The sequence below is a fragment of the Oceaniradius stylonematis genome, assembly GCF_003149475.2.
GTDB lineage: Bacteria > Pseudomonadota > Alphaproteobacteria > Rhizobiales > Rhizobiaceae > Roseitalea > Roseitalea stylonematis.
Window position 1 is genome coordinate 177,663 of sequence record NZ_QFWV02000002.1, and the last position, 24,440, is coordinate 202,102.

Consider the following 24,440-nt stretch of genomic DNA (forward strand, 5'->3'; position numbering starts at 1 on the left):
AGGGCGCCGCGCCGCGGCGTCCTGTTTTCATTTTGGGGATCGATCGTGCGCGTCGACGAGTTCGATTTTGACCTGCCCGAGGAGCGGATCGCGCTGCGCCCGGCCGAGCCGCGCGATGCGGCGCGCATGCTTGTGGTGCGCGATACCGGCCTGACCGACGCGGGCGTCATGGACCTGCCGTCCTTCCTGTCGGCGGGCGACCTGATGGTGTTCAACGACACGCGCGTCATCCCGGCCCAGCTCGAAGGGACCCGCGAGCGTGACGGCCAGATCGCGTCCGTAGGCGCGACGCTGCACATGCGCGAGGGCCCCGACCGGTGGAAGGCGTTCGTGCGCGGCGCCAAGAAGCTGCGTGTGGGCGACCGCATCCGGTTCGGCGAAACGGGAGATGCCTGCCTCGCCGGCGTGCTCGACGCGACGGTCGCCGAAAAGGCCGAGGGCGGCGAGGTGACGCTCACCTTCGATCTTGCCGGGCCCGACCTTGACGCGGCGATCGCCCTGGCCGGCCATATCCCGCTGCCGCCCTATATCGCGTCCAAACGCGCCGACGACGAACGCGACCGCACCGATTATCAGACCGTCTATGCCCGCGAGGACGGCGCGGTGGCCGCGCCCACGGCGGGTTTGCATTTCACCGACCGGCTGTTTGCGAAACTCGACAAGGCCGGCGTCAACCGGGCGTTCGTCACGCTCCATGTGGGCGCCGGCACCTTCCTGCCCGTCAAGGCCAAGGACACGGACGACCACAAGATGCATGCCGAGATCGGCCACGTGTCCGACGAGACGGCGGCCCTGATCAACCAAACGCGGGCGCGTGGCGGGCGGATCGTCTCGGTCGGCACGACATCGCTGCGCCTTCTTGAAAGCGCGGCGGACGAAGACGGCAACGTCCGTCCTNTTCCACCTGCCGCGCTCGACGCTGATGATGCTGGTCTCGGCCTTTGCCGGCATGGAGCCGATGCGGGCCGCCTATGCCCATGCCATCGAAACGGGCTATCGGTTCTATTCCTATGGCGATTCGAGCCTTCTTTTCCGGAACGATGGCGATGGCTGAATTCGGCTTCACCCTTCACGCGACCGACGGCGGCGCGCGGCGCGGCACCGTGACGACCGGCCGCGGCGACATCGCGACACCGGCCTTCATGCCGGTCGGCACCGCCGGGACGGTGAAGGGGCTCTATCTCGATCAGGTCAAGGGCGCCGGCGCCGACATCATCTTGGGCAACACCTATCACCTGATGCTGCGGCCCGGCGCCGAGCGGATCGACCGTCTGGGCGGCCTGCACGGGTTCATCGGCTGGGACGGGCCGATCCTGACCGATTCGGGCGGCTTTCAGGTGATGAGCCTGTCGGCGCTGCGGCAGATGAGCGAGAAGGGCGTCACCTTCAAGAGCCATGTCGATGGCGCGATCCACGAGATGAGCCCGGAACGCTCGATCGAAATCCAGGGGCTGCTCGGTTCGGACATCCAGATGCAGCTCGACGAATGCGTCGCGCTGCCGACCGATGCCGAGACGATGAAGGCGGCGATGGAACTGTCGCTGCGCTGGGCCGAGCGCTGCCGGGTCGCGTTCGGCGAACAGCCGGGTAAGGCGATGTTCGGCATCGTGCAGGGTGGCGATGACGAAAAACTGCGCGTCCAGTCGGCCGAAGCCCTCAAGGCGATGGATCTGAAGGGCTATTCGATCGGCGGACTGGCGGTCGGCGAACCGCAGGAGGTCATGCTGGCCATGCTCGATGTGGTCTGCCCCATCCTGCCGGCGCACAAGCCGCGCTATCTGATGGGCGTCGGCACACCGCAGGATCTGCTGCGTTCGGTGGCTCGCGGGGTCGACATGTTCGACTGCGTGATGCCGACCCGTTCGGGCCGGCACGGACTTGCCTTCACACGGCGCGGGCGCGTGAACCTCAAGAACGCGCGCCACGCCGAGGATCACCGGCCGCTCGACGATGAGATGAACTGTCCGGCCTCGCGGACCTATTCGCGCGCCTATCTGCATCATCTGATCCGCTCGGGCGAAATGCTCGGCATGATGCTGCTGAGCTGGCACAACACCTATTACTATCAATGGCTTATGGCCGAGATGCGTAGAGCGATCGAACAGCGGCGCTTCGCCGACTTTTCCGCCGAGACCGAGGCGATGTGGGAGGCCGGCGACATCGCGGCCTTGTAGCCGCCGTTAGCGGCGGCGCCGGAACAGTTTCGCCGGCAGCGTCGCAATGCCGATCCCGGTCATCACAAGGACGATGCCCGCCAGATGGAACGGTTCGAGCCGCTCGCCCAGAAAGACGATCGCCATCAGCACGCCATAGGGCGTCATCAGATACATGAACATGCCGGCGACCGAGGCGCCGAGCGCACGCACGCCATACTGGAAGCCCGAAAACGCCAGCAGCGACGAGATGAGCACGATCCCGCCCGTGGCGTACCAGGCCTCGCGCGTCGCCGGCAGCCCGTCGGCCGATGCCAGATCCATGGCCGCAAGCGGCAGATTGACCAGCGCGCCGAAGCCGGCAACCAGCGCGAACAGGCTCATATTGTCGAGCCGCCGGAGACCCTCGGCGCGATAGAGGATCGAATAACCGGCCCAGGAGAGCGAAGCCATGGCGATCAGCAGGTCGCCGGGATTGAAGGTCAGCCGGGCCAGCGTCGTCAGATCGCCGCGCAGGACGATGATCGCAACGCCGGCAAAGCCCAGCGCGATGCCGGCCGTCTCGCGCAGGCCGATGGCGCGGCCGCGAAACAGCCGCTCGAGCAGGATGATCAGGATCGGCGCGGTCGAATAGATCAGCGTGGCGTTGGTGGCCGTCGTCAGGCTCAGGCCGAGATAGACGACACCGCCCGAAAGGCCCATGCCAAGAAACCCCAGCGTCAGCAGCAGGCGCCAATGGTCGGCCAGAACGGCGCGCACCGCGGCGCCTTGGCGGACCAGCGCAAACGGCAGCAGGATCGCGGCGACCGAGGCCCAGCGCAGAAAAGCCAGCACGAAGGGTGCCGTATCGCCCGCGACGTAACGCCCGAAAATGATGTTGGTCGAAAAGAAAAGCGGCGTTGCCAGCATCACCGCATAGGGAAGGGCCTGGGGCGGCGATGCGGTTTGCTGTGACATGGCCCCGAGTAACCGTGAAGCCCGCCGCCGGCAAGCGCCGTCTGGAAATGGCGCGCCTTTGCGGATAGACGGGCGCGACAACGGCCGCAAACCGGGGAGCCATCCATGCCGCGCACCTGCCTGACCATCGTCCTCGCCGCCGGCGCGGGCACGCGCATGAAGTCCGACCTGCCCAAGGTTCTGCACAAGGTCGCCGGCCTGCCGATGGTCGGCCACGTGACGCAGCGCGCACGCGCGGCGGGCAGCGGCGATCTGGCCGTCGTCGTCGGCCATGGCGCCGATGCGGTGCGCACCGAGCTGGGCGCCATCGAGGGCGACGCGCAGTTCTTCACGCAGGAACGGCAGCTTGGCACGGCCGATGCGGTCATGGCCGCGATGCCGGCCATCGAAGCGGGCCATGACGATGTGCTGGTCCTGTTCGGCGACACGCCGCTGATCACGACCGAAACGCTCACAGCGGCGCGTGTCGGGCTGGCGGACGGGGCCGATCTGGTGGTCGTCGGCTTCCGGCCCGACGATCCGCACGGCTATGGCCGGCTGATCGAGCAGGGCGGGCAACTGGTGGCGATCCGCGAGCACAAGGACGCAAGCGAAGCCGAACGGCAGATCGGCTTTTGCAATGGCGGGCTGATGGCGTTTGCCGGCGACAAGCTGGCCAACCTGCTCAAGGCCATCGGCAACGACAATGCCAAGGGCGAGTTCTATCTGACCGATGCGGTGGAGATCGCCCGCAGGCAGGGGCTCGACGTGCGCGCCATCGAAGCGCCGGTCGAGGATGTGATCGGCGTCAACACGCTCGCCGAACTGGCCGAAGTGGAAGCGATCTGGCAGGCGCGCCGGCGCCGCGCGCTGATGCTGGAGGGCGTTGCCATGGCCGCCCCCGACACCGTCCATCTCAGCCACGACACGCAGATCGCGCCCGGCGCCGCGCTCGAACCCAATATCTGGTTCGGCCCCGGCGTACGCGTCGATGCCGGCGCGCGCATAAGGGCGTTCAGCCATATCGAGGGCGCTTCCATCGGCCCGAATGCGGAGATTGGCCCGTTCGCGCGGCTTCGTCCGGGCACGATGCTGTCGGAGAAGGCCAAGGTCGGCAATTTCTGCGAGATCAAGAATGCGACCGTGGCAGAAGGGGCGAAGGTCAACCATCTGACCTATATCGGCGATGCGGCGATCGGCGCGGGCGCCAATATCGGCGCGGGCACGATCACCTGCAACTATGACGGGTTCGGCAAGCACCATACCGAGATCGGTGCGGGCGCGTTCATCGGCTCGAATTCGGCGCTCGTGGCGCCCGTGACGGTGGGCGAGGGCGCCTATGTCGGCTCGGGCAGCGTGGTCACCGACGACGTGCCTGCAGATGCCTTGGCCATCGGCCGCGCCAGGCAGGTGAACAAGGACGGGCTCGCCGCGCGCCTGCGCGCGAAGTTGGCCAAGGCAAAGGCGGCCAAGTCGGCGGGCTAACCTGCCCCCAAAAGCCGAACCGCCGCGTCGCGCTCGAACAGGTAGAGCAGGATGCGCAGCGCCTTGCCGCGCTCGGAGACAAGCTCGGGATCGGTTTCGAGCACCAGCCGTGCATCGTCGCGCGCCACCGGTAACAGGTCGCCATGGGCTTCGAGCCGCGCCAGCGTGAATCCCGGCGTGCCGGACTGGCGGGTGCCAAGCAGTTCGCCTTCGCCGCGCAGCCGCAGATCCTCCTCGGCGATCACGAAACCGTCTTCGGTGCGCCGCATCACATCGAGCCGGGCGCGGGCGGTTTCGCCCAAAGGTTCGCCATAGAGCAGGATGCAGGACGAAGCGTCCGCACCGCGCCCGACCCGTCCGCGCAACTGGTGCAGCTGCGACAGGCCGAACCGTTCGGCGTGTTCGATCACCATGATCGTCGCGTCCGGCACGTCGACGCCGACTTCTATGACGGTCGTCGCGACCAAAAGACGTGTCTCGCCGGCCTTGAAGGCGGCCATCGCGGCGTCCTTTTCCGGTCCGGCCATGCGGCCATGCACCAGACCCACGCTGTCGCCGAAAAGGCCCGCCAGTTCGCCATGGCGTGCCTCGGCCGACATGACGGGCACCTCCTCGCTGTCCTCGACCAGCGGGCAGATCCAGTAGATCTTGCGCCCCTCGTCGACTGCCGTGCGGATGCGGTTCAGAAGCTCGTCCAGGCGCGCGATCGGCATGGCGACGGTGGCGACCGGCTTGCGGCCGGCGGGCTTTTCGTCGAGCTTTGAGACATCCATGTCGCCGTAGGCGGTCAGCACCAGCGTGCGCGGGATCGGTGTGGCGGTCATCACCAGCATGTCGGCGCCGCCGCCCTTTTGCGCCAGCAGCAACCTCTGGTGCACGCCGAACCGGTGCTGCTCGTCGATCACGGCCAGACCAAGATCGGCGAAGGTGACGCCTTCCTGGAAGAGGGCATGGGTGCCGACCAGAATGTCGATGTCGCCGGCTTCCAGCGCAGTCAGGGTCTCGGCGCGGCGGGCGCCCTTGTCGCGCCCGGTCAGGATGGCGACGCGCAGCCCGGCCTTTTCCGCCAGCGGGCCGATGGTCGCCATGTGCTGGCGGGCGAGCACTTCGGTCGGCGCCATCAGCGCGCCCTGCATGCCGGCTTCGACCGCGCGCGCCAGCGCCATCAGCGCGACGATCGTCTTGCCGGAGCCCACATCGCCCTGAAGAAGCCGCAGCATGCGGTCGGGCGCGGCCATGTCGGCAGCAATCTCATCGAAGGAACGCTGCTGCGCGCCCGTCAGCGGATGGCCGAAAGCCAATGTGACGGCGGCAACCAGACTGCCGTCGCCCGACAGCGAGCGGCCGGCGGTGCGTTTGGCCCTTGCGCGCACAAGCGCGAGCGCCAATTGCCCTGCCAGCAACTCATCATAGGCGAGCCGCCGGCGATTGACGGTCTCAAGGCCGATATCGGCGGCCGATTGCGGATGATGGATAGCCGCGAGTGCCCCGGCCATGGCGGGCCACCGCTCGCGCGCAAGAAGCGCCGCATCGAGCCATTCGGGCAGGTCCGGCATCCGGTCGAGCGCCTGCAGGATCGCCCGGCGCAGCACCTTGCCCGAAAGCCCTGCCGTCATCGGATAGACCGGTTCGATCAGCGGCAGGCTGTCGGCCTCGTCTTCGGTCACCATATGGTCGGGATGGACCATCGAGGCGCGGCCGTTGAACCATTCCACCTTGCCGGACACGAGCACCGTTTCGCCGACGGGAAGGGTGCGCTCCAGCCATTGGCCATGGGCGCGGAAGAATGTCAGCGCGATTTCGCCCGATTCGTCGTGACAGAAGACGCGGTAGGGCACCCGCCGGTTGCCGCGCGGCGGCGCCTGGTGCCGGTCGACATGCAGCGTCAGCGTGACGATCGTGCCGGGGACCGCCGCCATGATGGTCGGCCGGGCGCTGCGGTCGATCACCGAATGGGGCAGATGGAACAACAGCGCGCCGACATGCGGTTCGCCCCGATCGCCGCCGCGGCCCAGCGCCAGCGCGATCAGGCCGGCGAGCTTTGCACCGACGCCTTCAAGCGTGGTCACCGGCGCAAACAGCGGATCGAGAATGGAGGGGCGCATCACCGGTTTATGTTTGCCGGGCCGGGCAAGATCAAGGCTGACATGATGGCCGCCGCTCGCTATATGCGCCCGACACCATTCCAACCGGACCTTCGCGCGCCATGACCGACCCGCAGACCCTTGATGCACGCCGCCGCCGCGCGCGCTTTCGCGCCTGGCATCGCGGCATGAAGGAGATGGACATTGTGCTGGGCGGCTATGCCGATGCCCATGTCGCGCAGATGGACGCGGACGAGCTTGCGGCGTTCGAGGCGCTGATGGAGAACCTCGACCGCGACCTGTTCAAGTGGTTCACCGGGGAGGGTCCGGTGCCCGCCGAGCACGACACGCCGCTGTTCCGCGCGATCTGCGCGCACCACAAGATCGAGCTCACCTGACAATGGCCGATCCGCTCTTCGACATCCCGCACGTGCCGTCCGATGCGGGTCAGGTCGCCCTGACCGGTGTCGCCGACGGCATGGAAGGCTTTGTGCTGGCCGGGCTTGCCGGCCAGAGTGACGCGCCCTTGATCCATATCGCGCGCGATGCGGGCCGCATGGCCGATATCGCGCAGGTGCTGTCGTTTGCAGCGCCAGGGCTCGACATCATCCAGCTTCCGGCCTGGGACTGTCTGCCCTATGACCGCGTCTCGCCGAGCGCCGAGGTCACCGCGCAGCGCCTTGCGGCGCTGACACGCATTGCCGCGCTCGCCGCCAATCCGCGCCGGGCGATCGTGCTGACCAGCGCCAACGCGGTCCTCCAGCGTGTGCTGCCGCCCGAAACCATCGCCGCGCAGGCCATCGATGTGCGCCCCGGTCAAGTGATTGCGATGGAGCAACTGGTCGGCACGCTCACCGGCAACGGCTTCTTGCGCGTGCCGACGGTGCGCGAAGTCGGCGAGTATGCCGTGCGCGGCGGCATTCTCGACGTGTTCGCGCCGGGCTCGGAAGGGCCGGTGCGGCTCGATTTCTTCGGCGACACGCTGGAGACGGTGCGCGGATTCGACCCCGCGACCCAGCGCACCACGGACCAGCGCAAGGCGTTCAGCCTGCAGCCGATGAGCGAAGTCGTGCTCGATGCGGCCTCGGTAACGCGGTTTCGCACGCGCTACATCGAAACCTTCGGAGCGCCGGCGAGGGACGACGCGCTTTACGCCTCGATCGTCGCGCAGACGCGGTTTGCCGGCATGGAGCACTGGCTGCCCTTCTTCGCCGAACGGCTTGAGACGCTGTTCGATGCTCTGCCGGACGCGCCGGTGGTAATCGAGCCGCTGGCCATGAACGCCGTCGCCGAGCGGGCCGACCAGATCGACGAATATTACAAGGCGCGCACCGACCAGCTCGAAGGCAAGGCGATGGGGGAAGCTGCGCCCTACAAGCCCGTCGCGCCGGAGCTCCTGTATCTCGACAAGGCCGGGTTCGACGCGATGCTGGCGGCGCGGACGGCGGTGCATCTGTCCCCGTTCGACCGGCCCGAAAGCGCCGGCACCGCGATCATCGCACTCGATGGCCGCGCCGGGCGCAACTTTTCCGCCGAACGCGCGCAAAAGGACGTCAACGTCTTTGAGATCGCGGCGCGGTTCATTGCCGATGCGCGTGGCGACGGCCAAAGGGTCGTGCTCGCCGGCTGGTCGGAGGGTTCGCTCACGCGGCTCGTCCAGATCCTCGAGGAACACGGCCTCGAGGGCTTTTCCGGCATCGCGCCGGACGCCGCGGCACTGGCGCGCGCGCCGCAGAACGTCGTCGCCACGGCGATCCTGAACATCGAACACGGTTTCGAATGGTCGAAGACGCTCGTCATCGGCGAGCAGGACATTCTGGGCGACCGGCTGGTGCGGCGGCGCTCGAAAAAACGCGGTGCCGACTTCATCTCCGAGGTCGCCGCCCTCAACCCGGACGATCTGGTCGTCCATGTCGATCACGGCATCGGGCGCTTTGCCGGCCTGAAGACGATCGAGGCCGCCGGCGCGCCGCATGATTGTCTGGAAATCCGCTATCACGGCGACGACCGGCTGTTCCTGCCGGTCGAAAACATCGAGCTTTTGTCGCGCTACGGCTCCGACAGCGCCGAAGCGCAGCTCGACCGGCTCGGCGGCGGCGCATGGCAGGCGCGCAAGGCCAGGCTCAAAAAGCGGTTGCTCGACATGGCGGGCGATCTGATCGCCATCGCCGCCGCCCGGCAGATGCGCTCGGCGCCCGAACTGCGCGCGCCCGAGGGCATCTACGACGAGTTCGCCGCCCGTTTCCCTTATGACGAGACCGAGGATCAGCTCACGGCGATCGATTCGGTCGAGGACGATCTGGCAAAAGGCCGGCCGATGGACCGGCTGATCTGCGGCGATGTCGGCTTCGGCAAGACCGAGGTGGCGCTGCGCGCCGCGTTCCTTGCCGCCATGAACGGTCTTCAGGTCGCCGTGGTCGTGCCGACGACGCTTCTGGCGCGACAGCATTTCAAATCTTTCTCCGATCGCTTTGCCGGGCTTCCCGTCAATCTCGCCCATGCCTCGCGGCTGGCCGGCCCCAAGGCGCTGGCCGACGCCAAGAAAGGCATCGCCGATGGCAGCGTCGATATCGTCATAGGCACGCACGCGCTTCTGGGTCAGGGCATCCGCTTCAAGCAGCTCGGCCTTCTGATCATCGACGAGGAGCAGCATTTCGGCGTCAAGCACAAGGAACGGCTCAAGGAGCTCAAATCGGACGTGCACGTGCTGACGCTGTCGGCAACGCCGATCCCGCGCACGCTGCAACTGGCGCTGACGGGCGTGCGCGAACTGTCGCTGATCACCACCGCGCCGGTGGATCGCCTCGCGGTGCGCACGTTCATCGCCCCGTTCGACCCGCTGGTGATCCGCGAGACGCTGCTGCGTGAGCGCTATCGCGGCGGCCAGAGCTTTTACGTCGTGCCGCGCATCTCCGACCTTGGCGACGTCAAGGCCTATCTCGACGAGAACGTGCCCGAACTGAAGGTCGCCGTCGCGCACGGCCAGATGGCGCCTGGCGAACTCGAAGACATCATGAATGCCTTCTACGACGGCTCGTACGATGTGCTCCTGTCGACGACGATCGTCGAAAGCGGGCTGGACATCCCGTCCGCCAACACCCTCGTCGTGCACCGGGCGGACATGTTCGGCCTGGCCCAGCTCTACCAGTTGCGCGGCCGCGTCGGACGGTCGAAGCTGCGCGCCTATGCGCTTTTCACGCTGCCGGCCAACAAGCCGCTGACCAAGACCGCCGAACGGCGCCTGAAAGTGCTGCAATCGCTCGACACGCTCGGCGCCGGATTCCAGCTTGCCAGCCACGATCTCGACATCCGCGGCGCCGGCAATCTTCTGGGCGAGGAACAGTCGGGCCACATCAGGGAAGTGGGCTTCGAGCTTTATCAGCAAATGCTCGAGGAAGCGGTCGCCGAACTCAAGGGCGAGGACGATGCGGACCATGGCGAATGGTCGCCGCAGATCACCGTCGGCACACCGGTGATGATCCCGGAGAGCTATGTGCCGGACCTGTCGCTGCGCCTGTCGCTCTATCGCCGGCTCGGTGGATTCGAGAGCGTCGAGGAGATCGACGGGTTCGGCGCCGAACTGATCGACCGGTTCGGCCCGCTGCCCGAGGAAGTCGAGCACCTGCTGAAGATCGTCTACATCAAGGCGCTGTGCCGGCAGGCCAACGTCGAAAAGCTCGATGCCGGCCCCAAGGGTGCGGTCGTCCAGTTCCGCGGCCAGCAATTCGCCGATCCGGCGGGGCTCGTCCAGTGGATTGCCGAGCAGGGCGCGCTGGCGAAGATCAGGCCGGACCAGTCCGTCGTGTTCTCGCGCAACTGGCCGACGCCGGAAAAAAGGCTCGCGGGCGCTGCGGTGCTGATGACCAAGCTCGCCAACCTGGCCAAAGCGCACAAGGCCGCCGCCTGACCAACGAAAAACCGCCGGCGCATGGCACCGGCGGCTCGATCGTCGTTCGGATGCGGACGCGGCTTACTCGGTTGTGCCTTCCGTCGCGCCTTCTTCCTTGGCGCGTTCCTGCTCGGCCTTCAGCCGCTCCTGGAACTCCTCGCGCCGCCGCTCGATCTCGGCCTGCAGCTGCTGCTGGCGTTCCTCGACCTCGGACTGCTGGATCGGGTCGCCATCGAAAGCCGCCGTAAAGCCCTGCAGCGTCACCTCGATCGGGTTGGGCTGGTTCTGGAAGTTCACGGTGGTCAGCGTCATGCCGCCGCCGGCCTTCAGCGCGGCGACCAATTCCTCGGTCAGCGGCGTTTCGGCGATGCAGCGGTCGGGCAGGCAGATCGAATAGGGGATGCGGCGGGTTTCGCCGTCGTCGATCTGCATGCCGATGCCGGCGGGAATGACGCGGCCGGTCGGAACGGCGATCTGGAACAGCGCGCGGTTCTGTTTGCCGGTGATCTGGATGAGGTTGACTGCCGTCAGAAGCTGACCGGTCTGCGCCGTGCGCACATTCTGCACGTTGCAGATGTCGTTGTCGGCCTGCTTGGTGCAGACCTTGAACCACTGGTTCTGGGGCGGCGCGTTCTGCGCCTGGGCCTGGCCGGCCATCGCGGTCAGCGCGAGCGCCCCGAACGCCGCTGCCAGAGATGCGGATTTCGATCCCATCGTGATGATTGTCCTTTGTCGCTTGATGTCTTCGAGAAGGCTGGCCGCAGCCCTGACCCTGAAATGAGGCCGCACCGTGACGCCCGTCGCGTGGCGCCTGATACACAGTCTTGGCGCCGGTTTCCACCCCCGCTGCGCCCTTCGTGCCCGCTGTATAAACGTTCGATCCGCATGCTAACATCGGTCGGAATCGCCCAAGGGAGAGAAACGTCCCGTGATACGCCTGATCATGATCGCCGCCGCGCTCGCCTTTGCTGCGACCGCTGCCAGGGCCGAACCGATGCACGGGATCGCCATGCATGGCGAACCGGCATTGCCGGCCGGCTACACCCATTTCCCCTATGCCAATCCCGACGCGCCGCAGGACGGCTCGGTCACCTATGGCGTCGTCGGCACGTTCGACAGCCTCAACCCGTTCGTTCTCAAATCGATGCGGACCACCGCGCGCGGCATCTGGGACCCCGAATTCGGCAATCTGGTGTTTGAGTCGCTCATGGTGCGCTCGCGCGACGAGCCTTTCACCATGTACGGCCTGCTCGCCGAAACGATCGAGACCGACGATGAGCGGACATGGGTCGAGTTCACGCTGAACGCGGACGCGCGCTGGTCGGACGGTGTGCCGGTGACACCGGAAGACGTGATCTTCACCTACGACATATTGACCGAGAAAGGCCGTCCGCCCTTCAACCGGCGCATGGCGCGCATCGAGCGCATCGAAAAGACGGGCGAGCGCTCGGTCAAGTTCCATCTCAACGATCAGGCCGATCGAGAGTTTCCGCTGTTGCTGGCCTTGACGCCGGTCCTGCCGGCCCACGCCACCAATGTCGATAATTTCGAGGGGGCGACGCTGGACCCGCCCGTCGGCAGCGGGCCGTATCTGGTCGAAAGCGTCGAGCCGGGCGCCCGCATCGCCTATCGCCGCAACCCCGACTATTGGGGCCGGAACATCCCCGCCAAGCGGGGCTTCGACAATTACGAGCAGATCACGGTCGAGTATTTTCGCGACACGACGGCGCGGTTCGAGGCGTTCAAGAAGGGCGTTTTCGACATCTATCCCGAAAGCGATCCGATCAAGTGGGAAACGGCCTATGATTTCCCGGCTGTGACCGACGGGCGCATCGTCAAGCAGACGTTCGGCACCGGCCGACCCCAGCGCATGCTGGGCTTCTTCTTCAACACGCGCCGCGAGGTGTTCGCCGAGGCCCGGGTGCGCGAGGCGCTGGCCATGTTGTTCGATTTCGAATGGGTCAATGCCAACCTTTTTTCAGGGCGCTACACGCGCACCGGCTCGTTCTGGCAGAACTCGGACGAACTGTCGGCGCTGGGCCGGCCGGCCGATGAGCGTGAACAGGCGCTGCTCGCCCCGTTCCCGGACGCCGTCCAACCCTCGGTGATGGACGGCAGCTATGCGCCGGTGGTGACCGACGGTTCGGGCCGCGACCGCAACGTTCTGCGACAGGTCGTCCAGAAGCTAGGACAGGCGGGCTATGCGATCGAGGACGGCCGGATGGTCAGGGACGGCGAACCGCTGTCCTTCGAGATCCTTCTGGGGACCGTGCCGGGCGCCTCGCAGAACGAGATCGAGCGCATGGCGCTGTCCTACCAGACGACCGCCGGGCTGATCGGCGTCGATATCGCCGTGCGCGGCGTCGATGACGCCCAGTTCCAGCAGCGCCGCCAGACCTGGGATTACGACATGGTGGCCGGCAGCCTGTCGGCGTCGCTGTCGCCGGGCGGCGAGCAGGTGTGGCGCTGGGGCTCGGAATCGCGCGATCCGGAAGGCACCTTCAACTATGCGGGCGCCGCCGATCCGGCGATAGACGCGATGATCGCGGCCATGGTCGATGCGCGCGAACGCGAGGACTTCGCCGCTGCCGTGCGGGCGCTCGATCGCGTGCTCATCTCAGGCCACTATGTGGTGCCGCTCTATCATCTGGGCGAGGACTGGGTTGCGCACTGGAGCCATATCGAACATCCGCCCGAACCGCCGCTCTATGGCTACCAGTTGCCCGTTTGGTGGTCGACCAGGACCGAATGAGCCGACAGACCGCGAAAGGACCATGATGGCCGATATGCCCAAACCGATGAGCGTCGATGTGATTTCCGACGTGATGTGCCCCTGGTGCTTCATCGGCAAGCGCCGGCTGGAGCGCGCAGCCGAGATGGCCGAGGGCGAGTTCGATCTGACGGTCCATTGGCGGCCCTATCAGCTTGACGCGACCATTCCGCCCGGCGGCATGGACCGCAAGACCTATCTTGAAAACAAGTTCGGCGGGCCGGAGCGGGCGCAGGAGATCTACAGCCGGATCGAGGCGGCCGGGGCGGGCGAGGGGATCGACTTCAATTTCGACGCCATTGCCATTTCGCCCAACACGCTCGACGCGCACCGTGTCGTCCGTTGGGCCGGCGATGCCAGCCCGACCATGCAAGCGGCTGTCGTCGAGCAATTGTTCGCCCGCTTCTTCCTGCATGGCGAAAATGTCGGCGATCATGGCGTTCTGGTGGAGGCCGCCGGCGAAGCGGGGATGGATGGCACCGAGGTGCGCCAATGGCTCGAAAGCGACCGGGATGCGGCCGAAACGCAAGCCGAAGCCGCCCGCGCCGCGCAGATCGGCGTCACGGGCGTGCCATGCTTCATCTTCGGCAGGCGCGTCGCGGTGACCGGCGCGCACGATCCCGAAACGCTGTTCATGGCCATGCGCCAGACCGCGCAGGAAGCGCAGCCGAACTGAGGGCGGCGCGTTCGCTTAGTGGGCCATCACGTCGCGCACGACATAGCGCCCGTGGTCGGCGCTCCAGTCGAACATGTCGCCGACCTGGGGGTGCCGCACCGGCTCGCCCGTCTCGTCCGGCAACAGGTTCTGCTCGGAGACATAGGCCACATATTCGGTGTCCTCGTTCTCGGCGAGCAGGTGATAGAAGGGCTGGTCGCGGCGCGGCCGGATCTCCGCCGGGATCGCCTCGTACCATTCCTCGGTGTTGTCGAATTCGGGGTCGATGTCGAAGATCACCCCGCGAAACGGGAACATGCGGTGCCGGACGATGTCGCCGATCCCGAACCGCGCGCTGACCATTTTTGCATCAGAATATCTCATGGCCCTAATTTGATGCGATAATCGGGTCGTTTCAAGGCCTTGACCGGTCCGGCGCCAAGCCGGTACGCCATGGGCAGCGGCGGGTGTGCTGTCGTGCGGCCTTCGTGGGGAGTTCATGGCAAGCGTCTTCGGCCTGGTCCTGCCGTTCTTCGGGCTGATTGCCCTGGGGTTCGTGACCGCCCGCGTGACGCGCCAGCCGCTCGAAGCGCTGGGCTGGATGAACACGTTCATCATCTATGTCGCGCTACCGGCGCTGTTCTTCAATCTACTGGCCAAAACACCGGTCGAGGAACTGACCCAGTGGCGGTTCATCGTCGGCACCACGCTGTCCACATTCGCCGTCTTCGCGCTGATGTTCGTCATCGGGATTTTCCGCACGCGCGGCCGGGTGGACGAGAGCACGGTGATGGGGCTCGCCGGCGCCTACGGCAACATCGGCTATATGGGGCCGGGGCTGGCGCTTCTGGCGTTCGGCGAAGCGGCCGTCGTGCCGGTCGCGCTGGTGTTCTGCTTCGACAACACGCTGCACTTCGTCATCGCGCCGCTGATGATGGCGCTGGCCGACGATTCGCCGGACCGTCCGCCGGCGTGGAAGCTGGCGCTCGATGTCGCAAGGCGCATCCTGCTGCACCCGTTCATCCTGGCGACGATTGTCGGGATCACCGCCGCCATTGCCGGCTTCCGCCCGCCGGCGGCCGCGCAGACGCTGCTCGACTATCTGGCCGGCGCGGCCGCACCCTGTGCGCTGTTCGCCATGGGCGTCACGCTGGCGTTGCGCCCGCTCCGGCGCATCCCCGCGGAGACCGCGTTCATCGTGCCGATCAAGCTGATCGTGCATCCGGTCATCGCCTATGTGCTGGTCTCGTATATCGGCGATTTTCCGCCGGTCTGGGTCTACTCGGCCATGCTGCTGGCGGCGCTGCCGAGCGCCACCAACGTCTTCGTCATCGCCCAGCAATATGGTGTGTGGGTCGAGCGCGCCTCGGCCATGGTGCTGCTGACCACGGTGGGCTCGGTCGCCACCGTCACGCTGCTGCTCTACCTGATGACCAATTCTATCCTGCCGCCCGATCTGTTCTGACATCGGCGTCTTTGCCCCGGAACGGGCCTGCCATGGCTTTCAGCCCGCCGCCCGGCTCGATCCCCTCGCGCATCACCAGGCCGCGCAAAGGGCTGATGTTGCGCAGCACGGACAGGAAGGCCGCACGGCCCATCTGCACCGGCAGGAAGTCGGTCAGGAGCGACCGGTTGAGCACATCGACGCCGCCGGTACGCATGTAGACATCGGCGCGGCGGCGCATGTCGTAGCGCCGCGCCACCGCCGCCGCGCCGGGGTCTTCGCCCGCCTTGGCCAGAACGGCGGCCAGATCGGCGACATCGCGAAAGCCCAGATTGAGGCCCTGCGCCCCGATTGGCGGGAAGGCATGCGCGGCCTGCCCGATCAGCATGACGCGCGCCTTGCCGAACGTGTGGGCGACGAGGCTCGACAGCGGCCAGCCTTGAGGTTTCGTCACGTTGGAGACCTTGCCCAGCGTCGATTGCAGATTGTCCTCGATCGCGCGCGCCAGCGCATCGGGCTCCATCGCCATGACTGTTTCGACCCGCTCGGGCCGCATCACCCAGACAAGGCTCGACCGGTTTCCGGGCAGGGGAACCTGCGTGAACGGGCCTTCCTGCGTGTGGAACTCGGTCGAGATGAACTCGTGGTGGCGCTCATGGTCGAAGGCGGCAACGAGCGCGGTCTGCGGATAGCTCCAAGAGCGCTGGCCGATATCGGCGGCCTGCCGGACCAGCGAATGAACGCCGTCGGCTCCGACCACAAGCCGGGTTTCGTAGGTATCGCCATTGGAGAGCGTGACGAACGCCGCATCATCGTTGAAGGCGACCGCCGACACCATCGCGTCGACCGTTTCGATCAGATCATGCGCCTTGACGGCCTTTTCCAGCGCCGTGTTCAGCGCCTGGTTGGGAATGTTGAAGCCGAACTCCTCATAGCCGGCCTCGGCCGCGCGGAAACTGACCGTCGGCGCGCGAAACAGGCGTCCGGTCGCATCGACCATGCGCAGCACCTTGAGCGGCGCAGCCGCCTCTTCGCAGTCGCTGAAGATGCCATAGTCGCGCAGCATGTGTATTGCCGGCTGCATCAGCGCCGTGGTGCGGGAATCATCGTCGAGAAATGTACCCGACGGCGCGGCGAGCACGGTGCGGTAGCCGCAGGCGGCGGCCTCGAGCGCGGCTGCCATGCCGGTCGGCCCGGCGCCGGAAATGACGATGTCGGCGGGTTTGGTCATGGCGAACGCCTCTATTTCATTGCCATCCATTTGGCGCGCGGTTCCCGTGCTGTCCAGCCGCCAATTGCCGCACGGTCGTCGGCACGCAACACGACATTGTGGGGAGAAAAGCCGGCAAGCGAGACGTTTTGCGTTGCACAGCGGCGCGGTCGGCGCATACGCTCAAAGTGTTGCGCAACAGATTGACCGGTGCCGATGACCGCCAGCGCGTCCGAAAAACCCGGTCCGACGCCGCTTCTGGCGGTCGAGGGCATCACCAAGCGGTTTGGCGATCTCGTCGCCAACGATGCGGTCGATTTCGACATTCTAGCGGGCGAAATCCACGCGCTTCTGGGCGAGAACGGCGCCGGCAAGTCGACGCTGGTGAAGATGCTGTTCGGGTCGCTGATGCCCGACGGCGGACGGATTGTCTGGAACGGCGAACAGGTTTCGATCGCCAATCCTTCCGCTGCAAGACATCTTGGCATCGGCATGGTTTTCCAGCATTTTTCGCTGTTTGACTCGCTGACCGTCGCCGAGAACATCGCCCTGTCTCTGGAGGACGATGTGCCGCTGTCGACGGTGGCGGACGAGGCGCGCCGGCTGGGCGAGGTCTACGGCCTGACGCTCAACCCCGAGGCGCTGGCCGGCGATCTGTCCGTTGGCGAGCGCCAGCGGGTGGAGATCATCCGCTGCCTTTTGCAGGAACCGAGCCTGATCATCCTCGACGAGCCGACATCGGTGCTGACGCCGCAGGAAGCGGAACGGCTGTTCGAGACGCTCGACAAGCTCAAGGCCGAGGGAAAGTCGATCCTCTACATTTCGCACAAGCTCGACGAGGTGAAACGGCTTTGTGATCGGGCGACCGTGCTGCGCCACGGCAAGGTGGTCGCCCATTGCGATCCGCGCGCCGAAACCGCCAAGAGCCTTGCGGCCATGATGGTCGGCGAGGAGGTGCAGGCGGTTCGCCGGACCCATGACGCGCCGGCCGACGGCGAAGCCGGGCGCGATGTCGTGCTCGGTGTGCGCAATCTCGATCAGCCGCCGCTCGGTCCGTTCTCGACGCCGCTGCGCGCAATCCACATGAACGTCCATGCGGGCGAAGTGTTCGGCATTGCGGGCGTTGCCGGCAACGGCCAGTCGGAACTGTTCGAGGCCTTGTCGGGCGAACAGCTCCAGGACAATCCCAACGCCGTCACCATCGGCGGCGCGCCGGCCGGGCGGCTCGGTCCGAACGGACGCCGGCGGCTGGGCGCGGCGTTCGCCCCCGAAGAGCGGTTCGGCCATGCCGCCGTCGCCACCATGCCGCTGACCGAGAATATCCTTTTGAGCCGGCACGCATCGGACGCCAGCGCCTACCAGTCCGGCGGGCGGCTGGGCATGTTGCGCCGCTCGGCGCTGGGGCGGACGCTCGCCCGCGTGGTCGATGCGATGGATGTGCGCAAGTCCGGCGAGAACCCCGACGCGGGAACGCTGTCGGGCGGCAATCTGCAAAAGCTGATCCTGGGCCGCGAATTCGACCGGCGGCCGCGGCTTTTCATCGTCAATCAGCCCACTTGGGGCGTCGATGCGGGCGCCGCGGCACGCATCCGCCAGGCACTGATGGATGCGGCGACCGCCGGCGCCGGCGCGCTGGTCATCAGCCAGGACCTCGATGAACTGCTGGAAATGTGCGACCGGATCTCGGTCATCCACAACGGCGAAATGTCCGAGCCGCTCGATGCGCGCACGGTGACCCGCGAGCAACTCGGCCTTTTGATGGGCGGCGCCGAACCCGAAAAGCATCACGGGGTCGCTGCATGACGCGGATCGAACTCGTCCGCCGGCCGCAGCATTCGGCGCTGTTCAGCGTGCTGTCGCCGTTCATCGCCGTGCTGATCACCGCGCTGATCGGCGGCATCATGTTCGCCATGCTGGGCAAGTCGCCGATCGGCGGGCTCCATGCCTATTTCATCGAACCGCTCACCGAGGTGTGGTCGATCCACGAGCTGATCATCAAGGCGACGCCGCTGATCCTCATCGCGGTCGGGCTTTCGGTCTGCTTCCTGTCCAACAACTGGAACATCGGCGCCGAAGGCCAGTTCATCATGGGCGCGATCGCCGGATCGGTCATGCCGGTGCTCTATCCGGGCATCACCGGGCCGATGGTGCTGCCGCTGATGCTGGTCATGGGGATGGCGGGCGGCGCGGCCTGGGCGACGGTCCCGGCATTCCTCAAGGCGCGGTTCGGCACCAACGAGATCCTGTCCTCGCTGATGCTGGTCTATGTCGCCGAACTGTTCCTCGACTGGCTGGTGCGCGGGCCTTGGCGAAATCCCGAAGGCTTCAACTTCCCCGAAACCCGCTCCTTCCATGCCGATGCCATCCTGCCGGAAATGCTCTCCGCCTCGGGGCGCGCACATTACGGCTTCGTTTTCGCGATCCTCGCCGCGCTGATCGTCTGGTTCATGCTTTCGCGCACGCTCAAGGGCTATGAGATCCGGGTGCTTGGCGAAAGCCCGAGGGCAGGGCGGTTTGCCGGCTTTTCGGCCAAGCGCATGGTCTTTTTTGCCTTCATCGTTTCCGGCGCGCTTGCCGGGCTGGCGGGCATCATCGAAGTGTCCGGCGCGATCGGCCAATTGCGCCCCGCCATCTCGCCCGGCTATGGCTTCACGGCGATCATCGTGGCGTTCCTGGGACGTCTCAACCCGCTCGGCATCGTCGCCGCCGGGCTGATCCTGGCGCTCTCATATCTGGGCGGCGAGGCGGCCCAGATATCGCTCGGCGTCTCCGACAAGGTGGCCAATGTGTTCCAGGGCGTGCTGCTGTTCTCGGTGCTCGCCTGCGACACGCTGATCCGCTACCGCATCCGCATCGTCCGCCCGCAACCCGCCGCCGCACCGGAGCCCGCACGATGAGTCCCGATGTAATCCAGGCGATACTCCTGACGGTCGTCACGGCCGCAACGCCGCTTCTGATCGCGGCGATGGGTGAACTGGTGGTCGAACGCTCCGGCGTTCTCAATCTCGGCGTCGAGGGCATGATGATCATCGGCGCGGTCACCGGCTTCGGCGCCGCGCAGATCACCGGCTCGCCCTGGGCCGGCGTTCTGGCGGCAATTATCTGCGGCGCGCTGTTCTCGCTGCCCTTTGCCGTCCTGACTTTGTCGCTGGCCACCAACCAGGTGGCGACCGGATTGTCCCTGACCCTTCTGGGGCTGGGCGTTGCCGGCATGATCGGCGAACAGTTCGTCGGCCTGCCGGGCGTCCGTCTCGAGGCCGTCAACGTGCCTTTCCTCGTCGATATTCCGCTGATCGGACGGCTCCTGTTCGGACAGGACCCGATCTTCTATCTGTCCATCGGTCTGGCGGTCGGCGTCTGGTGGTTCATCTTCCGCACCCGCGCCGGCCTGACCCTGCGCGCGGTCGGCGACAGCCATGGGTCCGCCCATGCGCTGGGCATCAATGTGCTGCGCGTGCGTTATCTGGCGGTGATGTTCGGCGGCGCCTGCGCCGGGCTGGCCGGCGCGCACCTGTCGCTGGTCTACATTCCGCAATGGGTGGAGAACATGACGGCGGGCCGCGGCTGGATCGCGCTGGCGCTCGTCGTCTTCGCCTCATGGCTGCCGCTGCGGGTCGTCATCGGCGCCTATCTGTTCGGCGCGGTCACCATCGCCCAGTTCCACGCGCAGGCGCAGGGCGTCGCCATACCCTCACAATTGCTGTCGGCGCTGCCCTATCTGGCGACGATTGTCGTTCTTGTCTTGATTTCATCCAACAGACGGATGACGATGCGAAATACGCCAGCGTCGCTGGGCAAGCCCTTTGTTCCGGACCGCTAGCAACAACAACAAGCCGATCACGGGCGGGATCGCGCGACAGCGCGTCTAAGAGTTTGGGCAATCGAGAGTTTCGGGGAAAGGCGATCATGAAGAAACTTGCAACATCACTTCTGGCGGCGGCAGCGGCCGTGGCCATCACCGGCGCGGCGCAGGCTGCCGACGCCAAGGCGTGCTTCATCTATGTCGGGCCGATCGGCGACTATGGCTGGTCCTATCAGCACCACCAGGGTCTGCTCGACGTGGAAAAGGCGTTCGGCGACCGGGTCGAGACCGCCTATCTCGAAAGCGTGGCGGAAGGCGCCGACGCCGAGCGCGCGATCGAGCGTTTCGCACGGTCGGGCTGCGACATCATCTTCACGACGTCGTTCGGCTATATGGACGCGACCAACAAGGTGGCGGCCAGGTTCCCGGACGTGAAGTTCGAACACGCGACCGGCTACAAACGCGAGTCGCCGAACGTTGCGACCTACAATTCGAAGTTCTATCAGGGCCGCTACGTGCAGGGCCAGATCGCGGCCAGCGTGTCGGAGACCGGCGTCGCCGGCTACATCGCCTCGTTCCCGATCCCCGAAGTGGTGCGCGGCATCAACTCGTTCATCCTGGGCGCGCAGTCGGTCAATCCGGACTTTTCGCTGAAGGTGGTCTGGGTGAACACCTGGTTCGATCCCGGCAAGGAAGCCGACGCCGCCAAGGCGCTGATCGACCAGGGCGTCGACATTCTCACCCAGCACACCGATTCCACCGCGCCCATGCAGGTGGCCGAGGAGCGCGGCATCAAGGCGTTCGGCCAGGCGTCCGACATGTACGCCTTCGGCGAGCAGACCCAGCTCACCTCGATCATCGACGATTGGGGCCCGTATTATGTCGAGCGCGTGCAGGCGGTGCTGGACGGCACCTGGGAGAGCCACGATGTGTGGGACGGCATGGCCGAGGGCCATGTGGCGATGGCGCCCTACTGGAACATGCCCTATGAGGTCGCCGCCATGGCCAAGAAGACCGCAACGGCGATCACGGTCGGCGTGCTCGAGCCGTTCACCGGTCCGATCACCAAGCAGGACGGCACCGAATGGCTGGCCGAGGGCGAGACGGCCGACATCGGCGCGCTTCTGGGCATGAATTTCTACGTTCAGGGCGTCGACGACCAGCTGCCCGAATAAGCGCGCAGGCGCCGACACCTTCGATCAGGGCGCCCGGGGTTTCCGCCCCGGGCGCCTTTTCATTCGGCGGGCTGAATGGCGCTTTCCGGCGCGTGATCGGCGTGTTCGCACCAAGCGCGCCGCAGTGCGAGCGCAAAGACGGCCAGCACGAGCACGGGCGCCATCGGGAACCGCGCACTCATCGCAACGAGCAGCAGGAACGGCGCGGCGAAGGCGATTGCCATCACCGTCTTTTCATACGGCAGAAAGCCGGCGGCGAGACCGCGTGCGGCAACAAACGCCAGTGCCGGCGCCAGCAGATAAAGATCGTAGTTGAGCCCGAACGGCGTGGCGATCAGTGCGCCCGTCAGAAGCAGCGCGGCTTTGGTCTCATGCGCGATGCCGTTTTGCGGCAGCCACGCCCAGACGATGGAGGCAGCGACCGCAATCGCCAGCGCGGCGTGGGCGGCCATGGCCGCGCCGTCGGGCACGCCGGACAGCCGCAATCCGGCATAGGCGGAGATCATCTTCTGCCATCCCACCAGCCCGAGCGTCAGCGCTTCCATCGCCTGATCGCTTTGGGCGAGAAACGCAATCCACACCTGCGGACCCAGCAAGAGCGCGGAACCGGCAACGAGCAAGCCGAGCGTGGCGCCGGCGGCCGCGATCGCCCGCCACTGGCCAGCGGCGAGCAGCGCAAGCGGGATGAGGAGGCCCAGCTGCGGCTTGTACGTCAACAGACCGAACAGGATGCCGGCCAGAACCGGCCGTTTTGGCAAAAGGGCCAGCCCGCCGCCGAACAGGGCCGCGCTCAGGAACGCGTTCTGGCCATGCGCGATGGTCAGGAACGCCGCCGGAAAAGCCAGTGCCAGAACCAGCGTCTGAACCGCATTGCCGGAAATGCGGCTCAGGACCCAGAGGCAGGCCCCGAAGCTGACGGCCATCCATGCGCCAAGTGCGGCGTAGAAGGGCAGCGCGCCAATCGGCAGCATGTAGGCGAGAAAATGCGGCGGATAGAAGAAGGCGAAATAGCCCGCATCCGGGAACAGCGCGCGCTGGGCGGGCTCGAACAGAGCCCTGTCATAGGGAACGAGCGGGTTGCCGGCGAGGGCCTCGCGGGCGGCGACCCAGTAGGAGACGAAATCCGTGCCGAACGGGGCGCCATTGGGCATGACGCCGCCATTGCTCCAAAGAACGAACACGGTGGCCGCAACGGTCAGCACAAGCATCATCGCCGGATAGGCGACCATCCGGTCCCGCGTGATCCACCTGCCTTGCGACAGGCCTAGCGGAAGGCCGGCGAAAAGGTTGGCCATGATGCCCTCGTTCGGTCGGTGGCGGCAGACGCCGCCCGGTGTTGGCTCCAGATAGCGCGCCGGCGTTGAACATTGCGTTAAGCGCTCCATCCGATCCGGCGCCGCTTGACCTGCGCGGCGGGGCTGCTACCAGTCGGGGATCAGCGAGGAGACGGCGCGTCATGACGCACAAGGCGACCAAGATCGTCATCATCACCGAAAAGCTCATCGTCGAGGGCGTGACGAAGATCATCGAGGAGGCCGGCGCGAGCGGCTACACGATGGTGCAGGCCGCCGGCAAGGGAAGCCGCGGCGTGCGCTCGTCCGGCCGCCCGGCGGTCGTCGATGCCTTCGCCAATGTCAAGGTCGAGGTGATCACGGCAACCCGCGACATGGCCGAACAGATCGCCGACAAGGTCGCCGCGCGCTACTTCGACAACTATTCGGGCATCACCTATCTCGAAGAGGTCGAGATCCTGCGGCCGCACAAATTCTGAGCGTCCGCCGGAAGCCTCAGAACCCGAAGACAGCCTGTCCCAGCGCGATATAGAGCGGAATGCCCACGGCGATCGCGACCGGCGTGCCGATGCTGGTCGACGATCCGATATAGGATGACGGATTGGCGGTCGGGATCGCGGCACGCAGCGTGGGCGGACCCGATATATCCGAACTGGAGCCGGCCAGCACCGCCAGCAGGATCACGCCGCCCGGGCTGAACCCCGTGACGAGATGGGCGATGTAGCCCAGGCCGAACGCCATCAGCCCGTGGACGAGCGGTGCGGCCACGCCATAGACGACATACCAGTGGGCAACCTTGCGCAACTCGTTGAGCCGCGTATAGGCCTCCATCCCCATGATCAGCATCAAGACCGACAACAGCCCGCGGAACAGCGGATCGTAAAACCCCTCGAAGACCCGGTCGGGCCGGGTGAGAAGGCCGAGCGCCAGACCGAGCAGCAGCGCCGAAAGGGCCGAACCGCGCAGGCTTTCCGTGATGATCGGCCAGATCTTCACCCTGGTGTTGGCGCCGTCCTTCTTCCGGTTCAGATAGATGTTCGCCAGAACGATGGCCAGCACAAGCGCCGGGATGTCCATGAACGGATAGAGCGCCGGCACCCAGGCCTCGTAGACGACACCTTCCTCTTCGAGGATCACCATCGCGGCAGCCAGCGTCGACGCGCTGACCGCGCCGAAAAGGCCGGCCGTGGCAATGCCGTCCTCGACCTTGACGCCGGGCAGATTGGCCAGCGTGATGCGGCCCAGAAACACGATGCCGCAGCCGAGCACGGCCGAAAAGACCGCCGGCAGCAGCATCTCCATCAAATTCGCCTCACGGATCTCCATGCCGCCATTGATGCCGATCCGCATCAGCAGCATGAAGACGGCGAACTTGTAGATCGCATCGGGAATTTCGAGCTTGCTGCCAAACGCGGCCAGCGCCATGCCGCCGACGAGAAAGGCCAGAGCGGGCGTTTGGAACTGGGTGACGAAACGCGTCAGAAAATCAACCAGCAGTTCCATCGCCGTCCTCATATTGGCCAAAAGTCGGATATTCGGCATCCG

The 24,440-nt window shown here is 66.2% G+C and carries 19 protein-coding genes and 1 pseudogene; 13 read left to right on the forward strand and 7 right to left on the reverse strand.

Annotated elements, in window-relative coordinates:
* The first annotated feature begins 45 nt into the window (after positions 1-45).
* Both queA and tgt read left to right on the forward strand, forming a co-directional pair.
* Positions 46-1,054 (forward strand): annotated as a pseudogene (queA, locus tag DEM25_RS02320) (tRNA preQ1(34) S-adenosylmethionine ribosyltransferase-isomerase QueA).
* Complete coding sequence (gene tgt / locus DEM25_RS02325; RefSeq protein ID WP_428981923.1) at positions 1,041-2,174, forward strand: tRNA guanosine(34) transglycosylase Tgt; 1,134 nt, start codon at positions 1,041-1,043, stop codon at positions 2,172-2,174. Before queA ends, tgt begins: the two are co-directional and overlap by 14 nt.
* A gap of 6 nt (positions 2,175-2,180) precedes the next feature.
* Here the strand turns inward: tgt and DEM25_RS02330 are convergent, their stop codons facing one another.
* Positions 2,181-3,110, reverse strand: a complete 930-nt coding sequence (locus DEM25_RS02330) for a DMT family transporter (RefSeq protein WP_109767148.1) — start codon at positions 3,108-3,110, stop codon at positions 2,181-2,183.
* 105 nt (positions 3,111-3,215) lie between these two features.
* On the opposite strand from DEM25_RS02330, the gene glmU reads away from it, so the two are divergent.
* A complete protein-coding gene (gene glmU, locus DEM25_RS02335; protein WP_109767147.1) occupies positions 3,216-4,574 on the forward strand; it encodes a bifunctional UDP-N-acetylglucosamine diphosphorylase/glucosamine-1-phosphate N-acetyltransferase GlmU in 1,359 nt (452 codons plus the stop codon).
* On the opposite strand, the gene recG is transcribed toward glmU, so the two are convergent.
* Positions 4,571-6,679 (reverse strand): ATP-dependent DNA helicase RecG, encoded by a 2,109-nt coding sequence (gene recG, locus DEM25_RS02340; RefSeq protein WP_109767146.1) that lies wholly within the window; start codon positions 6,677-6,679, stop codon positions 4,571-4,573. The two genes, glmU and recG, sit on opposite strands and share 4 nt — an antisense overlap.
* Before the next feature lie 101 nt (positions 6,680-6,780).
* Here recG and DEM25_RS02345 point away from each other — a divergent pair, with 101 nt between their 5' ends.
* Complete coding sequence (locus tag DEM25_RS02345; RefSeq protein WP_109767145.1) at positions 6,781-7,056, forward strand: FAD assembly factor SdhE; 276 nt, start codon at positions 6,781-6,783, stop codon at positions 7,054-7,056.
* A 2-nt stretch (positions 7,057-7,058) separates the two neighbouring features.
* The gene (gene mfd / locus DEM25_RS02350; protein ID WP_109767144.1) at positions 7,059-10,565 is read left to right on the forward strand and encodes a transcription-repair coupling factor; all 3,507 of its coding nucleotides are present in this window, start codon (positions 7,059-7,061) and stop codon (positions 10,563-10,565) included.
* A gap of 63 nt (positions 10,566-10,628) precedes the next feature.
* Here the strand turns inward: mfd and DEM25_RS02355 are convergent, their stop codons facing one another.
* Positions 10,629-11,261 carry an invasion associated locus B family protein gene (locus DEM25_RS02355; protein ID WP_109767143.1) on the reverse strand — a complete coding sequence of 211 codons (633 nt, stop codon included), beginning with the start codon at positions 11,259-11,261 and terminating at the stop codon, positions 10,629-10,631.
* 229 nt (positions 11,262-11,490) lie between these two features.
* On the opposite strand from DEM25_RS02355, the gene DEM25_RS02360 reads away from it, so the two are divergent.
* Both DEM25_RS02360 and DEM25_RS02365 read left to right on the forward strand, forming a co-directional pair.
* On the forward strand, positions 11,491-13,299 hold the full coding sequence (locus DEM25_RS02360) for an extracellular solute-binding protein (protein WP_109767210.1): 1,809 nt from the start codon (positions 11,491-11,493) through the stop codon (positions 13,297-13,299).
* A gap of 22 nt (positions 13,300-13,321) precedes the next feature.
* Positions 13,322-13,993: a DsbA family oxidoreductase gene (locus DEM25_RS02365; RefSeq protein WP_109767142.1), complete on the forward strand. Its 672-nt coding sequence runs from the start codon at positions 13,322-13,324 to the stop codon at positions 13,991-13,993.
* A 15-nt stretch (positions 13,994-14,008) separates the two neighbouring features.
* Here the strand turns inward: DEM25_RS02365 and hspQ are convergent, their stop codons facing one another.
* Entirely contained in the window at positions 14,009-14,335 is a 327-nt protein-coding gene (gene hspQ / locus DEM25_RS02370; RefSeq protein ID WP_109767141.1) for a heat shock protein HspQ, read from the reverse strand.
* Positions 14,336-14,471: 136 nt separating this feature from the next.
* Between hspQ and DEM25_RS02375 the strand changes: the two genes are divergently transcribed.
* The gene (locus DEM25_RS02375) at positions 14,472-15,437 is read left to right on the forward strand and encodes an AEC family transporter (RefSeq protein WP_109767140.1); all 966 of its coding nucleotides are present in this window, start codon (positions 14,472-14,474) and stop codon (positions 15,435-15,437) included.
* Here the strand turns inward: DEM25_RS02375 and DEM25_RS02380 are convergent.
* Positions 15,412-16,647 carry a UbiH/UbiF family hydroxylase gene (locus DEM25_RS02380; RefSeq protein ID WP_109767209.1) on the reverse strand — a complete coding sequence of 412 codons (1,236 nt, stop codon included), beginning with the start codon at positions 16,645-16,647 and terminating at the stop codon, positions 15,412-15,414. The two genes, DEM25_RS02375 and DEM25_RS02380, sit on opposite strands and share 26 nt — an antisense overlap.
* A gap of 195 nt (positions 16,648-16,842) precedes the next feature.
* Here DEM25_RS02380 and DEM25_RS02385 point away from each other — a divergent pair, with 195 nt between their 5' ends.
* From DEM25_RS02385 to DEM25_RS02400, 4 genes are all read left to right on the forward strand, one after another.
* Entirely contained in the window at positions 16,843-18,429 is a 1,587-nt protein-coding gene (locus DEM25_RS02385; RefSeq protein WP_109767208.1) for an ABC transporter ATP-binding protein, read from the forward strand.
* Entirely contained in the window at positions 18,426-19,523 is a 1,098-nt protein-coding gene (locus tag DEM25_RS02390; protein WP_109767139.1) for an ABC transporter permease, read from the forward strand. The genes DEM25_RS02385 and DEM25_RS02390 overlap by 4 nt, the downstream gene beginning before the upstream one ends.
* Positions 19,520-20,446: an ABC transporter permease gene (locus tag DEM25_RS02395; protein WP_109767138.1), complete on the forward strand. Its 927-nt coding sequence runs from the start codon at positions 19,520-19,522 to the stop codon at positions 20,444-20,446. Before DEM25_RS02390 ends, DEM25_RS02395 begins: the two co-directional genes overlap by 4 nt.
* 86 nt (positions 20,447-20,532) lie before the next feature.
* Positions 20,533-21,603 (forward strand): BMP family ABC transporter substrate-binding protein, encoded by a 1,071-nt coding sequence (locus tag DEM25_RS02400; protein ID WP_109767137.1) that lies wholly within the window; start codon positions 20,533-20,535, stop codon positions 21,601-21,603.
* Positions 21,604-21,662: 59 nt separating this feature from the next.
* Here DEM25_RS02400 and DEM25_RS02405 read toward each other — a convergent pair whose 3' ends face one another.
* A complete protein-coding gene (locus DEM25_RS02405) occupies positions 21,663-22,898 on the reverse strand; it encodes a glycosyltransferase family 87 protein (RefSeq protein ID WP_158585140.1) in 1,236 nt (411 codons plus the stop codon).
* A 161-nt stretch (positions 22,899-23,059) separates the two neighbouring features.
* Between DEM25_RS02405 and DEM25_RS02410 the strand changes: the two genes are divergently transcribed.
* On the forward strand, positions 23,060-23,374 hold the full coding sequence (locus DEM25_RS02410) for a P-II family nitrogen regulator (protein WP_109767135.1): 315 nt from the start codon (positions 23,060-23,062) through the stop codon (positions 23,372-23,374).
* A 16-nt stretch (positions 23,375-23,390) separates the two neighbouring features.
* Here DEM25_RS02410 and DEM25_RS02415 read toward each other — a convergent pair whose 3' ends face one another.
* On the reverse strand, positions 23,391-24,398 hold the full coding sequence (locus DEM25_RS02415) for a sodium-dependent bicarbonate transport family permease (protein ID WP_109767207.1): 1,008 nt from the start codon (positions 24,396-24,398) through the stop codon (positions 23,391-23,393).
* Between the last annotated feature and the right edge of the window lie 42 nt (positions 24,399-24,440).